Origin of the sequence: uncultured Desulfosarcina sp., from assembly GCF_963664155.2 — a bacterium.
Classification (GTDB): Bacteria; Desulfobacterota; Desulfobacteria; order Desulfobacterales; family Desulfosarcinaceae; genus Desulfosarcina.
Window position 1 is genome coordinate 2340979 of sequence record NZ_CAXXXH010000001.1, and the last position, 15515, is coordinate 2356493.

Sequence of the window (15515 nt, forward strand, 5' to 3'; positions counted from 1 at the left end):
CGACTAACCGAGAAAAGCAAAGCAAAGCCATGTGGCCTCTTTTTCAGGCACCCGGCAAGCCGATTTTTTTGACCATTTCCCGATATCTTCCGGTTGTATTCTTTTCAGGTTCAGCATACGATTGCGGACCTATGGATACGACCCCCTTTTGCAGGCAAACGCAACAACCATGAAAAGCCAAATCACCATTCTGGGATCGGGAACCTGTGTGCCCTCGCTGGTGCGCAACCCTTGCTCTTTTTTGATGAAAACCGGCGGGGAAAACCTGCTTTTCGACTGCGGGCCGGGGACCATGCGTCGCCTGCTGGAAGTCGATGTCTCCATATTCGATATATCCTACCTCTTTCTCAGCCATTTTCACCCGGACCACAGTGGCGAACTGGCATCTTTTCTGTTCGCTTTGAAATATCCGGCACCATCCTCCCAGAAACAACCCCTGACCATTATCGCGGGACAGGGGTTCCGATCCTTTTTCGAACGCCTTAAAACGGTTTACGGAAATTGGATTGTGCTGCCCCCCGGGATGTTCACGGTAGTTGAACTCGACACACAAAATGCTGATCATCGCGTGTTTTCATCATTTACCGTTTCCTCCATGCCTGTGGCTCACCGGCCGGAAAGCCTGGCCTACCGCATTGGCGATACCGATGGTAAGATATTGGTCTATTCCGGGGATAGCGACGTTTGCGACAGTCTGACCGCTATCGCAGTCAACGCAGATCTAATGATCTGCGAATCAGCCTTTCCCGATGATCAGAAAGTCGATGGCCATCTCACCCCCGCACTTGCCGGGAAAATAGCCCAGGCGGCCGATGTCAAGCGGTTGGTGCTTACCCATTTTTATCCGGCATGCGAAAACACCGACATTGAAAATCAATGCCGAAGCACCTATAATGGGCTGATTGTTCTGGCGCGGGACCTGATGACCCTGACCCTATAGGTGGTGGACATGCGGTACTATCCGGTAAATCTTGACATCAACGGCCGGCGATGCTTGGTGGTGGGCGCTGGACGGGTAGGCGCCCGGAAGGTGGACACCCTCGTTCAATGTGGCGCCGTGGTGACCGTGGTCAGCCTTGAGGTCTCTCCGGCGGTTGCGCAGCTGGCCGCTAAAAAAGTCATCACCCTGAAACAGCGGCCCTATCGGTCCTCTGACGTGGAAGGCATGTTTCTGATCATCGGCGCCACCGATGACGAAACGCTGAACCGGCAGATCAGCACCGACGCGGCGCGCTGCAACCTGCTGTGCAACATTGCCGACCGGCCGGAAATCTGCAATTTCATCCTCCCGGCCATTGTCAGGCGCGGCGACTTTGTGCTGGCGATCTCCACTGCCGGGAAAAGCCCCGCCTTTGCCAAACATATCCGCAAACGTCTCGAAACCCAGTTCGGGCCCGAATATGGAATCCTGCTGGATCTGATGGGCGCTATCCGAAACAAACTGCTGGCCGATGCGCATGAACCGGAGGTGCACAAGCCCCTGTTCGAGCAGCTGATCGACGGGGGCCTGCTTGCGCTGGTCAAATCCCAAAAAATTGCCCAGATTGACCAGTTGCTGAAAAAGGTTCTGGGCCCTGGCTACCGATATCAACAAATAATGCCATCCAACCGGCAGCCCCAGGAGTGACATGGAGTCAGTTTTCATCATTGCCACCATCACTTACATGTTCAGCTGTGCATGCTATTTCGGCTATCTTTTTTTCCAGAAATCGATCCTCCAGCGGTCGGCCATCGGATTCATGGCCGCAGGGTTTTCCCTGCACACGGTTTCCCTGGTGGCCTGCGGTATCCGGGCAGGCAACTTTCCGGTCAATAACCTCCATGAGACCCTCTCGGTCACGGGTTGGGCGATCGCGGCGGTATTTCTGATCTTTTTTTTCAAATATAAACTTAAAATACTTGGAATTTATGCCGCGCCGTTAATTACCCTGGTGATGATCGTTGCCTACCAGATGCCCAGGCCGGTAGCCCATGACCCTCAGCTCTTAAAAAGCTGGTGGTTGGCCGCCCATATCGTCACCATCTTTTTGGGCAATGCGGCTTTTACCCTGGCATGCGGTCTGGGCATCTTGTATCTGCTCCAGGAAAACGCCATCAAAAAGAAAACCCGGGGATTTTTCTTCAGCCGCCTGCCATCGCTTGACCTGCTGGACACCACCGGCTATGCCAGCATCGTCGTAGGATTCTCGATGATTACCATTGGTCTAATCACCGGTGTCGTTTATGCCAAAGCCATTTGGGGGAGATTCTGGAGCTGGGACCCCAAGGAGGTCTGGTCCGCCATCACATGGCTGTTTTACGCAGCACTGCTCCATGAGCGGTTGACCGTCGGGTGGCGAGGACGGCGGGCCGCTGTCATGGCCATCATCGGCTTCGGCGTCCTGCTCTTCACCTTTTTCGGCGTCAATTTCCTGCTGCAGGGTCACCACGGAACCTTTACGGCCATGTAGGCCGGTAAAATGTTAAAAACAGGGTCCCTTCTGCCTCGGGTGAAGCAAGCGGCGGACCGACAGCGATAATGAACTATGCGCGATATTGTACTGCTTGGATTGAATCATAAAACCGCCCCTGTCGACGTTCGGGAGTGCATCGCCTTTACGGCCGACGAAACGGACCAGGCGCTGATGATGCTCCGCGACAACCCGACTATCGAAGAATCGGTGCTTTTTTCCACCTGCAACCGGATCGAACTGCTCATGGCCGTCGATGAACGTGAAGCGGCGGTAACCCATGCCAAACAGTTCATTTCCGAATTCAAGAAAGTCCCGCTTTCCCAGTTTGAGAAGTCCCTCTATCAGTATGTCGGCGACGAAGCCGTCCGCCACACCTTGCAGGTGGCTGCCAGTTTGGATTCCATGGTGGTAGGCGAACCTCAGATCCTCGGCCAGATGAAGGAGGCCTATCGGAAAGCCACCGTGGAAAAAACCTCCGGCGTAATCCTTAACAAACTGCTCCACCGAACCTTTTTCGTGGCCAAAAAAATTCGCACGGAAACCGGTATCGGCGATCACGCGGTGAGTATCAGCTACGCTGCGATCGAACTGGGCAAAAAGATCTTCGGCGATCTTGAAGGCAAGCGAGTCATGCTGGTCGGTGCCGGGGAAATGGCCGAACTGGCCGTCGAACACCTGATCCGCAACCGGGCCGGCACCATTACCGTGGCCAATCGCACCTTTTCCAGGGGCGTTGAACTGGCTGACCGCTTCCGTGGAAAAGCGATTAAATTCGAAGAAATAATCAGCTGCATCAAAGACGTGGACATCGTCATCAGTTCCACCGGCGCCACCGATTACGTACTTCGCAAAGATCAGATCAAAGAAGCCATGAAAAGTCGCCGCAACCGAAGTCTTTTTTTCATCGACATCGCCGTTCCCAGAGATATCGATCCGGACATCAACCGGATCAACAATGCCTACGTTTACGATATTGACGACCTAACGGGCATCGTGGATGAAAACATCGAAGACCGAAACCGGGAGGCCGTAAAAGCGCAGCGGATTATCGATGAAGCGGTGATCGGGTTTCGAAAATGGGTCGACACCCTCGAGGTGGTGCCGACCATCGTCTCACTGCGCGGCAAAGTGGAAGCCATCGCCAGGCAGGAGCTGGAAAAAACCCTGGGGACAATGAGCCACCTCTCTGACATCGACAAGCAGGCCATCGAACGCATGACGGGCGCCCTGGTGAACAAAATTCTCCACGGACCCACCGATTTTCTAAAAAAAGATGGCTGCCGTGGCAATAAATCCGCTGCTTTGGACCTGACCCGGAAACTCTTCAACCTGGAGGATAACCATTGAAAAAAATTGCCTTCTTGTTTCCCGGACAGGGTTCTCAATCGGTAGGCATGGGACAAGACTTGTTTCAGGAATATGATTTTGTCAGGGAAATCTTTGACGCTGCCGATGACATCGCGCGCGCCCATATTTCCCAATACTGCTTTAAAGGCCCGCTGGAAACCTTGACGGAAACCGTCACCCTTCAACCGGCCCTTACGGCCGTGAACCTGGCTTGCCTGGCCGCCATTCAACGGTCCGGCATCCCCTGCGATTTTTCCGCCGGACATAGTCTGGGGGAATATAGTGCACTGACTTCCGCCAAAATTGTCTCCATGACCGAAACCCTTCGCCTGGTGCTTAAGCGGGGAGAATTGATGCATCGGGAATCGTTGAAACACAAAGGCGCCATGAACGCCATTGTGGGTTTGGATATCGCGGCAGTAGAGGCGCTGGTCAACACCTGCCGTCAAGCGGGAGTGGTTTCCGTAGCTAATCACAATTCCGAGCAGCAGATCGTCATCACCGGAGCCCCCGATGCGGTGACGGCAGTTTCGGAAGCGGCCAAATCAAAAGGTGCCCGGGCAATCCCTCTCAAGGTGAGCGGTGCCTGGCACAGCGACCTGATCAAGGGTGCCGAAGAGGAATTCACCGCCTTTCTGAACACGTTTCAATTTGGTTCACCGACCCACATGCTCATTCACAACGTCACCGCTGACAGCTGCAAAGACCCTAAAACAATCCAACGGCACATGGCCCTGCAATTGTGCAGTCCGGTGCGATGGTACGATACGATTCGTCGACTGGTGTCGGAAAAGGTAGAGGTGTTCGTAGAGGTGGGTCCGGGAAAAGTGCTGGCCGGCTTGCTTAAAAAAATTATTCCTTCAGATTATGATCATCGCGTATTCAATGCCAGCAATCTGAAAACGCTGGAGGCCCTGGTTTCAGAACTGTCCTGAAGTCGAAAACGCGACTGAAAAAAGATGGCAACCTCGCCGATGCGCAGTGGAGTTGCCATCTCTGATTTCAGCAGTCGTCAATCTTCGGGTTCAATCCAAACGATGTGGGCTTTATTGATGAACAGGGTTTTACCTCTACAGTCCATGTAGCTGGTATCCACAACCACCAGAAACGGTCCCTTTTGCAGTGTCAGCAAGTCGGAAACCCGTTGATTGGGTGAGATGTTCACTTTTCCCTGAACCGTTGAACCATCAATGGTTTTAATGGTTACCGTCCGATAATCGGTTTCATAGGCACTTTTTGACCCGGTCATGCAGAGCTCTCCTTGGTTAATGGGTTTAACAAGAAAAAACGATTTTTATTCTCATCATTCTTAAAAGATTTGTCGGCAGGACTCAAGAAAAAGATACCCACCGGGTCTTTCCAATAGTTGAAAATGAGCATCATCCTGTGCGGCATTGACCCCATAGATTCAGTTAACTGTTTGAATATTAATTTAAATTGAGACAGTCGGACTCAGCACCGCTGACACAAAAGCACTTTACATGCCCATCTCCATGTGTTAGGTTTCTTTTTTGTTTAAAATAGCAACCTTCACCTTGGCAGGATTGAGCGATGAACAAAAAAGATCAAAAATTTTTTGAAGAGCTCCTTCACAAGCGATTGCAGGAACTGCTGAGCCATGCCGGCGAAACCGTTTCGGGAATGACGGAACAGAAAGAGACGTTTCCGGACCCCACGGATCGGGCAACGCTGGAATCGGATCGAAACTTCATGTTGCGGATTCGTGATCGTGAGCACAAGTTGATCAAAAAAGTAAAAAAAGCACTTGATCGGATCGAAAACAACACCTTCGGTGTCTGCGAAAAATGTGGTGAAGACATTTCTATTGAACGACTCAAGGCAAGACCGGTCACCACCCAGTGCATCGATTGCAAGACCAAAGAGGAGGCTTTTGAAAAAGCCCTTGGCATCTGACCCACATGCCGGTATCGATCTGCATGTCCACTCAACAGCTTCTGACGGTACGCTTGCACCACCCGAAATTTTGGAGATGGCGGTTGGGCTCGGCCTGAAAGCCGTCTCAATTACTGACCACGACACCCTTGCCGGTTCAGCCGCAGCCCTGGCTTTCGGGATTCCAAAGTGCCTTGAATTTCTCACCGGAATTGAAATCAGCGCGGGGGCTCCCGAAGGATATCCATCGGGAAGCAGCGTCCATATTCTCGGATACGGGTTAAATCTTTTCGATGTACCTCTGAATAACCTGCTGGCCGTCCTTCAATCCTCCCGGGAAAACCGGAACCCCCAGATAATCGAACGGCTCAACACGCTGGGCATGGATGTGACCATGGAGGAATTGTCCATGGTCGTCGGTGACGCCACGGCCGGACGTCCCCATATTGCCCAAATGTTGGTCGCAAAAGGACTGGCTGATTCAATTGACGACGCATTTGACCGGTTTTTAGGAAAAAACAGACCTGCATACGTCGAAAAACACCGCGTGCCGATGAAAGAGGCCATTGAGGCTATTAAAACCGCGGGTGGGGTTGCGGTGCTTGCCCACCCGTATCTGAATGGCGTGACTGATTTGAACACCTTTGAGCCGTTTCTACTGACCCTCATGGACATGGGGCTTGAAGGTATCGAGGCCGTCTATCCCGAGCACCCTGAAGAAGCAACAGCCCATTATTTCCAGCTGGCCACCAAACACAACCTTCTGATCACCGGTGGGACTGACTTTCATGGTGCCATTACCCCCGGGATCCAGATGGGCGTTGGTAAAGGTGGCTTTCATGTTCCCTATTCCCTCTACGAAAATCTGATGGAACACCTGGGGTGATAAGTATGGATGACCCGACTCCCGAAAACGCCACCCGGGACGACCTGGAATGTGCTCTCGGGTACCGGTTCAACAGCCCCGAACAGCTGACCGCTGCCCTTCGCCACAGCTCCTTTGTCAATGAGCAGCCCCAGCCGAACATCGCCAGCAATGAACGCCTGGAGTTTTTAGGCGACGCCGTGCTGAACCTGTCCATCAGTCATCTGTTGATGAAACGATACCCCGATCTGGCCGAAGGGGAGCTCTCCAGAAACCGGGCGCAGCTGGTCAATGAAACCGAACTTGCCGCCATTGCCCGGGAGATCGGCCTTGGCCCCCACCTGCTGTTGGGAAAAGGGGAAGCACTGACCGACGGCAGGAAAAAAAACTCGATTCTGGCGGATGCGACAGAGGCGGTGATCGCCGCCATTTATATTGATGGCGGATTCGACGCCGCGTTCAGGTTTGTGGAAAATCAATTTCGGGAACGGCTTCGCAACGTCAGCCATCCACGCTATGAAACCGACTACAAGAGCATGCTTCAGGAGCGTGTCCAGTCGACCTACCACGAAGTGCCTATATATCAGGTCGTCGATGAGATCGGCCCGGACCACGACAAAACCTTCAGGGTTCGGATGACCGTAGCCGGGATCACTGCCGAAGGCGATGGAAAAAGTAAGAAAATGGCTGAGCAGGAAGCCGCCAGGGCAGGCCTTGATCGGTTGGATCGATCCGCTTGACCATGGAAATCCGAGGCGACACTGGACCTGCCGGACGACCCCTGATCATCCCTATATTCATCCCCCACATGGGATGTCCCCACCAGTGTATTTTTTGCAACCAACGTGCCATTACCGGCAAAGCCGCACAGACGCCGTCTCCGGAGCAGATCCAACAGGAAGTGAACCGTTTTTTAAAATACGGAAAGAAACTGCCTTCCACCACTCAGATCTCCTTTTTCGGTGGCAGCTTCCTGGGTCTCGAAAAAGCGACCATCCTCTCTTTGCTGCAGGCAGCCCTGCCCTTTGTGCGGACAAACGCTGTGGACAGCATTCGCTTTTCCACCCGACCGGACACCATCAGTCAGGAAACCCTGGGTCTGCTGGAACCGTTCGCGGTCTCCACCGTTGAGTTAGGCGTTCAGTCGATGAATGACCGGATCCTCGATGCCGCCGGACGGGGGCACCGGGCAGCAGATACGGTGATCGCGGCAGGACTGTTAAAAGCACGGGGCTATAAATTGGGCCTGCAGATGATGGTGGGGCTTCCGGAAGATGACGACGACGGCGCTATGGAAACGGCCCACCAGATTGCCGCCTTGCGGCCGGATTTTGTCAGAATCTATCCGACCCTGGTCCTCAAAGGCAGTCTGCTTGCCGGACGATTGAGCGGCGGCAGCTATCATCCCATGGCGCTGGCATCTTGTGTCACGCTAGTAAAACGACTCTACCTTTTTTTTAAATCCCACGACATACCGGTGGTCCGCATGGGACTTCAGGCCTCGGACGGATTGACCCGGGCGAACGACTTTATTGCCGGTCCCTACCACCCGGCCTTCGGCCACCTGGTGCACGGAGAAATCGTTTTCGATGCCATTTCATCCGCACTGGACAGGATGGAAAAACGGCCGGACCCCCTGACCATATCCGCCCATCCCAGCATGGTTTCCCGCGTTCAAGGTCTGAACAAACAAAACATCTGCCGGTTGAAAAGCGCTTTTGACATCAAAAAGATAGCCCTGCTCCAAGATGAATATCAGGCGAAAGACCTTCTGGTGGTCGCTGAACAACAAGTTGCCCTCCCATAGGCACCGGTATTCGGTAACGCCCTTTTTTTGTCCAAAAAAAACCCCCGCCCGTTAAGGCGGGGGTTTTTTGGATTTGAAGTTAACTGAGTGAACGCATCTTCCAGGGGTCGATCAGGCGGCCGGGGCTTTCTTGAACAATCCGATGATCTGTTTGATCCAAATCCCGCTCAGAATATAAGAATAGAGCCAGGTACCCATGATAATCAATACAAAGGCCTTGACGATATCCATGGCGCTGCCGTTTAGTGAGAAGGCCGGGACATAGCCGAACAAGAACGGCCCCAGATAGAGAAATTTGGCAAATTTGAACGAGGCAAAGGCCGTTCGCCACATGTTGGCCTTGGCGATCGTCGCCCCTGCAAAGGCGGCAATGCACACCGGCGGGGTGATGTTGGAATCCTGGGAGAGCCAGTAGACGATCATGTGGGCGGCGATTTCGTTGACCCCCAGATGGGTCAGGGCCGGTACGGCCACCACGGCCGTAATCAGGTAAGCCGCCGTGACCGGCACGCCCATGCCGAGAACCAGGGAGGCCAGCGCGATCAGAAAGATGGTCATCACCAGCGATCCGCCGGCCAGCTCGATGACAATGTCGGCAAAGGTCAGCACCAGGCCGGTAAAGGTCAATACGCCGATGATGATGCCGATGACCCCGATGGTGGCGCCGATCTTGAGGCTGTTTTCCGTGCCGGAACGGGAGGACTCCACAAACCGTTTGAGCCCTGAACGAATGGCCGGGCGATGTTCTTTTTTAATCGCATACCAGATCACGCATAGAGCGATGCCGGCAAACACCATTTCCCTTTCGGAAACCATATGGTTGAAACTTCTGCCCGCCTCGGGTCCGACGGTCTTGCTGAGCAGCAGCGATATCAGCTGCGTGGTCAGGACCAGGGCCATGACCACGGCCAGGGTATAGTCGATATGGGTGTCCTGGTACTTGTAGCTGACGATGATGCAGGTGGCCAAACCCAGGATGGCCGAGTAGCCAGGTGAGTAGCCGGTCAGCATGAAGATGGTGATGACGATCAGCGGCATGGTGAAGAACCACTCTTTTTTCAGGATCTCCATGGCGCTGTGTTCGGATCGCTCGCCCACGATGTTGTGCATCTTGGCTTCGTAGTGCACCATGCAGAATACGCTGAAAAAATACATGACGGCCGGGAAGATGCCCACCAGCATGATATGCGAGTAAGGCACACCGGTCAGCTCAGCCATGATGAACCCGCCGGCACCCATGATGGGGGGCATGAACATGCCGCCGATGGAAGCCGCCGGTTCGATGCCGCCGGCGATATGGGGCCGGAAACCGGCCTTTTTCATCATCGGAATGGTGAAGGTTCCCGTGGAGACCGTATTGGCGATGGCGCTGCCGGAAATGGAGCCGAACAGGCCGCTGGCGATAACGGACACCTTGGCCGGGCCGCCGATTTTGTGTCCCACCGCGGCCAGGGGCCAGTCGATGAAAAATTTCTGGGCGCCGCTTTTTTCCAGGAAGGCGCCAAACAGGACGAACAGAATCACGTAGGTAGCCAACACGTTGGCCATAATGCCGAAAACCCCGTCACTCATGTAGTAAATGGTGGTGCACAGGTTGGGAAAGGTGTCCCCCGGATGGGCGAAAAGATCCGGGGCATAGGGGCCATAGACGCCATACAGCAGCATCACCGTACCGATGATCACAAAGGCGTTGCCCACCACCCGCCGGGCCAGCTCGATGCCGATGAGCACCCCGACCACGGCGATGGTCTTGTCCATCGCATTTTCCGCGCCTGTCCGGTAGTTGATCGCTTCGAAGTTGAGGATCCAGTAGCCGATGCAGATGATGGAGAGCAGGATCAGGATGTAATCCACCACCCGCATCACCTTTGATTTGGATTGGTACAGCAGAAACACCAGTACATAGGTGATGATGACGTAAATGCCCCGGTGGTACTGGGTGGATGCCGGCTGGACCACGGCAGCATAAGAATAAAACAAAACCAGCAGTACCGAAAGAACATCGAAAACAATTTGTTCGAATCGCTTGAGTTGATCGTACACGGCGGCCCCTGCCTTGTTGATAGGAGGTTATTCTGCAAGCATTTGAAAAGGGGCCGCGGCTTAAACCGTCGGCCCCATATTGGCTGGGTTTATTTCAATATGCCTTTTTCTTTCCAGAACTTCTCGGCACCCGGATGCAGCGGGGTGACAATACCGGTGATGCCTGATTCGATGCTCATGGCCTTGGCGGTCTTCTTCACGTTGACCATGTGGGCCAGCCCTTCAGGGGTGTAGATCTTGGAAAGCAGCGTGTAGACGACGTCCGCGGGAACATCTTTGTTGGCCACCCACAGGGCGGAGTCCTGAAAGGAGGGAACGTCACTGTCCACGCCTTTATAGGTCCCGGCGGGAATCTTCAATTTGGCAAAGTAAGGATATTTGGCATAAAATCCGCTGGCCTCGGCTTCGGCATTCAGATCGATCATTTCGATGTCGTTCTGCTGGGCGGCCATGACCACCGCCCCGCTGGGAAAAGCGGTGAACAGCCAGAAGGCGTCCAGTTGATTGTTGCCGAAAGCGGCGGCGGCATCGTTGTAGCCCATGGCGTTTCGTTCGATCTTGTCCCAGATGCCCATGTGGGTGAAAAACAGTTCGCAGTTGGCAAAGGCACCGGAACCGGCGTTGCCCACACCCACTTTTTTGCCCTCGAGGTCTTTCACTGTTTTTATCCCGCCGCCTTTTTTCACAACCAGCTGAGCGGGCGCGCCATAAAAATATGAAACTGCCATCACGTTTTCATATTTCTTCGGGTCATTTTTCATCCGGCCGTTGAGGCCAAGATAAACGTGGCCGGAATAAACCACGCCAAAGGCGTAGGCCCCGGAATCGACTTTTCTCATATTCTCGACACTGCCGCCGGAAGCGCCGGCCAGCACCCTGAACTCCTTGATGTCCTTCACGGGCGGGTAGGTGGAGATGCCTCCGGCCATGAACTGAAAAGTACCTCCGGCAGGCCCGCCGCCGAATTTATAAATGGCTTTGGCATTGGCATCGGCCGAGAAGGCCATCGTCATCATCAGAACTGCACAGACACCGATAGCAACGGTAAAAAAATTTTTCCTCATTCGTTCCTCCTGCTGGGTAAGTGGGGTTATCCGTGGCGGATAGAAAATGCCGCCGCAGAGCATCAGAAAACTTTTCGGATGATTTACAGACTAACAAGGCATGGAAACCGGGTCAATTGGGGTATTTCTGATTATCGTGTAATACTTTTTCTTACAAAACAGACCACCCGACGATCACGTGCCGCTGAGGTAACAGCATCGGACTGTCAATGGCATAACGGTTGCGAATAAGGAGTGAATCCTGCTAAAAGCCATAATTCACATCACCCCATCATTGAAAGAAAAGGCATCATGCCCGCTGACAACACCCGGTCATTAAACCATGCCCTATGGAGAACCACGCTGGGCGCCATAATGATCAGTTTTTCCGCAGTGTGGGTTAAGCTGGCTCATGTCCCGCCCACGGTCTCCGCATTTTACCGGGTCTTTTTCGGTGGGCTTTTTCTGCTGATCATCCTGCTCGTCCGCCGTGAAAAGTTGTGGCGGGGGTGGCACTGCCTCGGGCTATCGCTGCTCGCCGCCATCTTTTTTGCCCTGGATCTGTATACCTGGCACCGCAGCATTGTCCATGTGGGACCGGGACTGGCCACCATTTTAGGCAACTTCGAGGTGTTTCTTGTCCCGGCGGTCGGTGTGCTGCTGTTCGGGGAACGGCTGAATCTGCGGTTTGTCCTGTCCGTTCCCCTGGCGGTCGCGGGGCTGTTCATGATCGTCGGTCTTCGCTGGGAGCAGTTGAGCCCGGACTACCGGATCGGCATCGGCTATGGCCTTTCAACGGCGTTTTTTTACACCGGATTCCTGATCGTCCTGCGTAAACTGCAATCCCACACGTCGAAGCCGTCCGCGGCCCTCAGCCTGATGGTCGTCTCTTTTTCCACGGCACTCTACCTCGCCCTGGAAATGGTCCGGACCGGTAACTCTTTTTCCATCCCCGATCTTCAAAGCGGGCTCTCGCTGGTGGCGCTGGGCTTGATGTGCCAGACATTGGGTTGGCTGCTCATCACCCGCTCCCTGCCCTGGATTCCCGCCGCCGTTGCCGGGCTGGTCCTGTTGCTTCAGCCGTCGCTGTCTTTTATCTGGGATGTCCTGTTCTTCAACAGGACCACATCGGCCTTGGCGTGGGTCGGCGTAATCCTGGCCCTGTCGGCTATCTACCTGGGAGCCACCAGCGGCCGGAAGGCATAGGAAAAATCGGTCAAATCCGCCAGCGCTCCCGCAAGAAAGACCGATAGCGTGCTACACGAATCTTCATCGTGGAAGTCAATCGTCTCTTTGATCGGCATGACTGCTGTACCCGAACCGGGTTTTGACCATATCAGGGATGGGGTCAAGCAAAAGCAACCATTTACAGGCCACCCGGTTATGCGTTAAATTGATTCATCGGATAAGCGTGAACCACGACGACGGACACAATCCCCCGGCCGGACAAAGGACGTGCCGACCGCCCTATTCAGTCCCATTTAAGGAGAATAACCATCGAAACCCCAACTGACAAACCATCTGCCACCGTGCAGGAGATCGTCGACCTGACCAAGGATCTGATCCGCTTTAAATCCACCCACACCCGACCCGAAGAGATCCAACGCTGCGCCCGGTTCATCGAAACATGGTTTAAGGAGCATGATATCCCCTGCGTCTTCATGGAACACGACGGCGTTCCATCGGTGAGTACGCTTTCGACACCCCGGCAGACCCCCGTCTTGCTGATGTCCCATGTCGACGTGGTTAACGCCACCGATCCGCTGTTCGAACCCTTCGAAAAGGACGGCAGACTCTACGGCCGCGGCGCCATCGATGACAAGTACGCCGCCGCGCTTTCCATGATCCTGCTGAAAAATCGCATTGATTCCAACCGCCGCCGGGGCCTGGACGACAGCACGGTGCCCCTGGGTGTGCTGATCACCGGCGACGAAGAGGTCGGGGGCTACCATGGTGCCCGCAGCTCCCTCGGCGGGATAACCTGCGACTTCTGCATCGCCTTGGACGGTGGCCGCGTGGATAAGATCGTGGTCAAGGAAAAAGGAATCTTGCGGCTCAAGGTTGTTGCCGACGGGAAAACGGCCCACGGGGCAAGGCCCTGGCAGGGAGAAAACGCCATCGAACGGCTGATGGACGATTGCCGCGTCGTAAAGGGATTCTTCGAAGGGCTGACGGAACCGGAACACTGGCATCGCACCATGAATCTGTCGATAATCCATGCCGGGGACTCGGTCAACCAAGTGCCCGACCATGCTGAAGCCACATTCGATATCCGCTACACCGAAAATGACGATGTGGACGACCTGATCCAGCGAATCGGTGCGGCGGTATCCGGCAAGGTGATCACGGAGGAGCGCGAACCCCTGTTCATCAGCCCCGGGTCACCCTACCTCGATCGGCTGCTGGCTCTCTCCACGGACACCCGTACCGGCATCGCCCACGGTGCCAGCGATGCACGCTTTTTGACCCAGTTCAACATCCCGGGCATCGTGTGGGGCGCCGACGGCAACAGCAGCCAGCATTCCACGGATGAACACGTGGAGATCCAAAGCATTTCCCGGCTCTACGATATTCTGGACCGATTTTTGACCGACATCCGTGAAAATCCCCTATAAAGGACTCCTTTTAATTGATCGCGGTCACCGGCCTGCCGAACGGAAACCATCATTGGGGAGGTGGTCCGACGATTTCAGCCTGGGATGCGCCATTAAGCAGTCCCAACAGCTTCATCAGGATCAGGGCGACGGCCATGATGCCTACAAAAACAAGTATGGCCGCCCACAGAGGCCACCCCCACCACAGGGGACCGTTCACCAGGACAGTGCACCCCCCGACCACCGGCAGGGAAAACACGTTCATGACTGCAATCTCATAGGCGACCGGTGTTTTGAAATCCGGATCAACGATGCGCAGCAGGAGCAGACCGCAGGACACCGTGCCGGTGACGACACCGTATATGGCGGCCGTGCGCTCCAGACTGTACGCGGAGAGGCGCCGGCCAAAATATACCACCAGCAGCGTGGTCATTACCCCGTTGACCAGGGCCATCAGGCTGATGGGCAGAAGGTATTCCCATACGATTTTCAATTCAATGGCTGCCACCGTGGCAACAATCAGGTAATCAACGGAAAAGCCGGTAATCCGGCGCTGCACGCCGGCATCAGCCAGATAGTGGATCTCCAGCCGCGCCATGGCCCACTTGACCAGCAGAGCAACGCCCAGGCCGAAAAAGAAGAAGAACCCCCAGAGCATTCCGGCCACGTCCCCAGGTAATAAACCGCCGAGAAAGGCGATAATTCCGTAGGTGATTCCGTATACGCCACCCACCAGGGCCAATTGAAAGGCCAGGGTTTCCGCATTTCCCGAGTGAAGGGTCAACCGGCCGGCAGATTCCGCAGTCCCCTGTGGATCGAGAATGCCAGTGAGAAAATCCCTGGGAATCTGCTGGGGGCCGAAGGTGGCCCGTCCGCTGCGGATGCCCCGGTTCACCAGCGGCACGCCAACGAAAAAGGCAAAAAAATAACCCACCGCGGCAAAGGTCAGTCCAATCGTGGCGGCATCGGCAAATCCGACGCCCTCCCATACTTTGCCGATGGACAGGGCCTGTCCCGGCCCCTCGTTAAACCCCAGGGGAACCAAAAAGCCGAAAGTGGGAAAAAGCTTAAGGCCGAACCAACCCAACAGGATCACCAGCAATCCTCCCAGGATCGCCTGCATGGGAAAGGTGAGTCCCTGCATCAGTGCCATCCAGGCCGGGCCCTTGATCATCTGTGTTTTTACCTTGTGTTCCCGGTCGTTGTCGTCCCGGGTCAATCCCACGGAAATAAAGGAAATATTGAAAAAATGATAGGCAAAGGCTTCGATGGTGGCGGTTTCAATACCGTGAATGCCCGTGTGCATGAGCACCAGTCCCAATACACCCCCGATGAGGCAGCTTGGCACCAGGAAGCGCTGGAAGAACCCGACCCTGGACCGCAGGCCGACGCCTACCAACAGGAGCACCGACAGGAAGGCGAAGGCCAACATGCCGTCAAAAGGGAAAGGGGTATTCATGGCGCTTTCCT

Annotated in this window: 15 protein-coding genes; 11 read left to right on the forward strand and 4 right to left on the reverse strand. The window is 54.7% G+C overall.

Annotated features, from left to right (window positions below):
- The first annotated feature begins 169 nt into the window (after positions 1-169).
- From ACHZBS_RS10725 to fabD, 5 genes are all read left to right on the forward strand, one after another.
- Positions 170-940 carry an MBL fold metallo-hydrolase gene (locus ACHZBS_RS10725; protein WP_319406498.1) on the forward strand — a complete coding sequence of 257 codons (771 nt, stop codon included), beginning with the start codon at positions 170-172 and terminating at the stop codon, positions 938-940.
- A gap of 9 nt (positions 941-949) precedes the next feature.
- Positions 950-1627 carry a bifunctional precorrin-2 dehydrogenase/sirohydrochlorin ferrochelatase gene (locus ACHZBS_RS10730; protein WP_319406499.1) on the forward strand — a complete coding sequence of 226 codons (678 nt, stop codon included), beginning with the start codon at positions 950-952 and terminating at the stop codon, positions 1625-1627.
- Position 1628: 1 nt separating this feature from the next.
- Complete coding sequence (gene ccsB / locus ACHZBS_RS10735) at positions 1629-2450, forward strand: c-type cytochrome biogenesis protein CcsB (RefSeq protein WP_319406500.1); 822 nt, start codon at positions 1629-1631, stop codon at positions 2448-2450.
- A gap of 75 nt (positions 2451-2525) precedes the next feature.
- Positions 2526-3800, forward strand: a complete 1275-nt coding sequence (hemA, locus tag ACHZBS_RS10740; protein WP_319406501.1) for a glutamyl-tRNA reductase — start codon at positions 2526-2528, stop codon at positions 3798-3800.
- Complete coding sequence (gene fabD, locus ACHZBS_RS10745; protein WP_319406502.1) at positions 3797-4735, forward strand: ACP S-malonyltransferase; 939 nt, start codon at positions 3797-3799, stop codon at positions 4733-4735. The genes hemA and fabD overlap by 4 nt, the downstream gene beginning before the upstream one ends.
- 77 nt (positions 4736-4812) lie before the next feature.
- Here the strand turns inward: fabD and ACHZBS_RS10750 are convergent, their stop codons facing one another.
- The gene (locus ACHZBS_RS10750; protein ID WP_319406503.1) at positions 4813-5049 is read right to left on the reverse strand and encodes a hypothetical protein; all 237 of its coding nucleotides are present in this window, start codon (positions 5047-5049) and stop codon (positions 4813-4815) included.
- 302 nt (positions 5050-5351) lie between these two features.
- On the opposite strand from ACHZBS_RS10750, the gene dksA reads away from it, so the two are divergent.
- From dksA to ACHZBS_RS10770, 4 genes are read left to right on the forward strand one after another with little or no spacing between them, the layout of a single operon-like run.
- A complete protein-coding gene (dksA, locus tag ACHZBS_RS10755) occupies positions 5352-5714 on the forward strand; it encodes an RNA polymerase-binding protein DksA (RefSeq protein WP_319406504.1) in 363 nt (120 codons plus the stop codon).
- The gene (locus ACHZBS_RS10760; protein WP_319406505.1) at positions 5692-6579 is read left to right on the forward strand and encodes a PHP domain-containing protein; all 888 of its coding nucleotides are present in this window, start codon (positions 5692-5694) and stop codon (positions 6577-6579) included. Before dksA ends, ACHZBS_RS10760 begins: the two co-directional genes overlap by 23 nt.
- Before the next feature lie 5 nt (positions 6580-6584).
- Positions 6585-7298, forward strand: a complete 714-nt coding sequence (gene rnc / locus ACHZBS_RS10765) for a ribonuclease III (RefSeq protein WP_319406506.1) — start codon at positions 6585-6587, stop codon at positions 7296-7298.
- 2 nt (positions 7299-7300) lie between these two features.
- Positions 7301-8365, forward strand: coding sequence for a radical SAM protein (locus tag ACHZBS_RS10770; protein ID WP_319409079.1), 1065 nt, complete (start codon positions 7301-7303; stop codon positions 8363-8365).
- A 111-nt stretch (positions 8366-8476) separates the two neighbouring features.
- On the opposite strand, the gene ACHZBS_RS10775 is transcribed toward ACHZBS_RS10770, so the two are convergent.
- A complete protein-coding gene (locus ACHZBS_RS10775; RefSeq protein WP_319406507.1) occupies positions 8477-10408 on the reverse strand; it encodes a TRAP transporter fused permease subunit in 1932 nt (643 codons plus the stop codon).
- 89 nt (positions 10409-10497) lie between these two features.
- Positions 10498-11472, reverse strand: a complete 975-nt coding sequence (locus tag ACHZBS_RS10780) for a TAXI family TRAP transporter solute-binding subunit (RefSeq protein WP_319406508.1) — start codon at positions 11470-11472, stop codon at positions 10498-10500.
- 291 nt (positions 11473-11763) lie between these two features.
- On the opposite strand from ACHZBS_RS10780, the gene ACHZBS_RS10785 reads away from it, so the two are divergent.
- On the forward strand, positions 11764-12657 hold the full coding sequence (locus tag ACHZBS_RS10785; protein ID WP_319406509.1) for a DMT family transporter: 894 nt from the start codon (positions 11764-11766) through the stop codon (positions 12655-12657).
- Between the two features lie 323 nt (positions 12658-12980).
- Positions 12981-14066: a M20/M25/M40 family metallo-hydrolase gene (locus tag ACHZBS_RS10790; RefSeq protein ID WP_319406510.1), complete on the forward strand. Its 1086-nt coding sequence runs from the start codon at positions 12981-12983 to the stop codon at positions 14064-14066.
- A 49-nt stretch (positions 14067-14115) separates the two neighbouring features.
- Here ACHZBS_RS10790 and ACHZBS_RS10795 read toward each other — a convergent pair whose 3' ends face one another.
- A complete protein-coding gene (locus tag ACHZBS_RS10795; protein WP_319406511.1) occupies positions 14116-15504 on the reverse strand; it encodes a hypothetical protein in 1389 nt (462 codons plus the stop codon).
- Between the last annotated feature and the right edge of the window lie 11 nt (positions 15505-15515).

Excerpts from the sequence above, each read along its gene's own strand:
- ACHZBS_RS10785 (WP_319406509.1), top strand. The coding sequence starts at position 11,764 with ATGCCCGCTGACAACACCCGGTCATTAAACCATGCCCTATGGAGAACC.
- dksA (WP_319406504.1), top strand. The coding sequence starts at position 5,352 with ATGAACAAAAAAGATCAAAAATTTTTTGAAGAGCTCCTTCACAAGCGA.
- ACHZBS_RS10795 (WP_319406511.1), bottom strand. The coding sequence starts at position 15,504 with ATGAATACCCCTTTCCCTTTTGACGGCATGTTGGCCTTCGCCTTCCTG.
- ACHZBS_RS10750 (WP_319406503.1), bottom strand. The coding sequence starts at position 5,049 with ATGACCGGGTCAAAAAGTGCCTATGAAACCGATTATCGGACGGTAACC.
- ACHZBS_RS10780 (WP_319406508.1), bottom strand. The coding sequence starts at position 11,472 with ATGAGGAAAAATTTTTTTACCGTTGCTATCGGTGTCTGTGCAGTTCTG.
- rnc (WP_319406506.1), top strand. The coding sequence starts at position 6,585 with ATGGATGACCCGACTCCCGAAAACGCCACCCGGGACGACCTGGAATGT.
- hemA (WP_319406501.1), top strand. The coding sequence starts at position 2,526 with ATGCGCGATATTGTACTGCTTGGATTGAATCATAAAACCGCCCCTGTC.
- ACHZBS_RS10730 (WP_319406499.1), top strand. The coding sequence starts at position 950 with ATGCGGTACTATCCGGTAAATCTTGACATCAACGGCCGGCGATGCTTG.
- ccsB (WP_319406500.1), top strand. The coding sequence starts at position 1,629 with ATGGAGTCAGTTTTCATCATTGCCACCATCACTTACATGTTCAGCTGT.
- ACHZBS_RS10725 (WP_319406498.1), top strand. The coding sequence starts at position 170 with ATGAAAAGCCAAATCACCATTCTGGGATCGGGAACCTGTGTGCCCTCG.
- ACHZBS_RS10770 (WP_319409079.1), top strand. The coding sequence starts at position 7,301 with ATGGAAATCCGAGGCGACACTGGACCTGCCGGACGACCCCTGATCATC.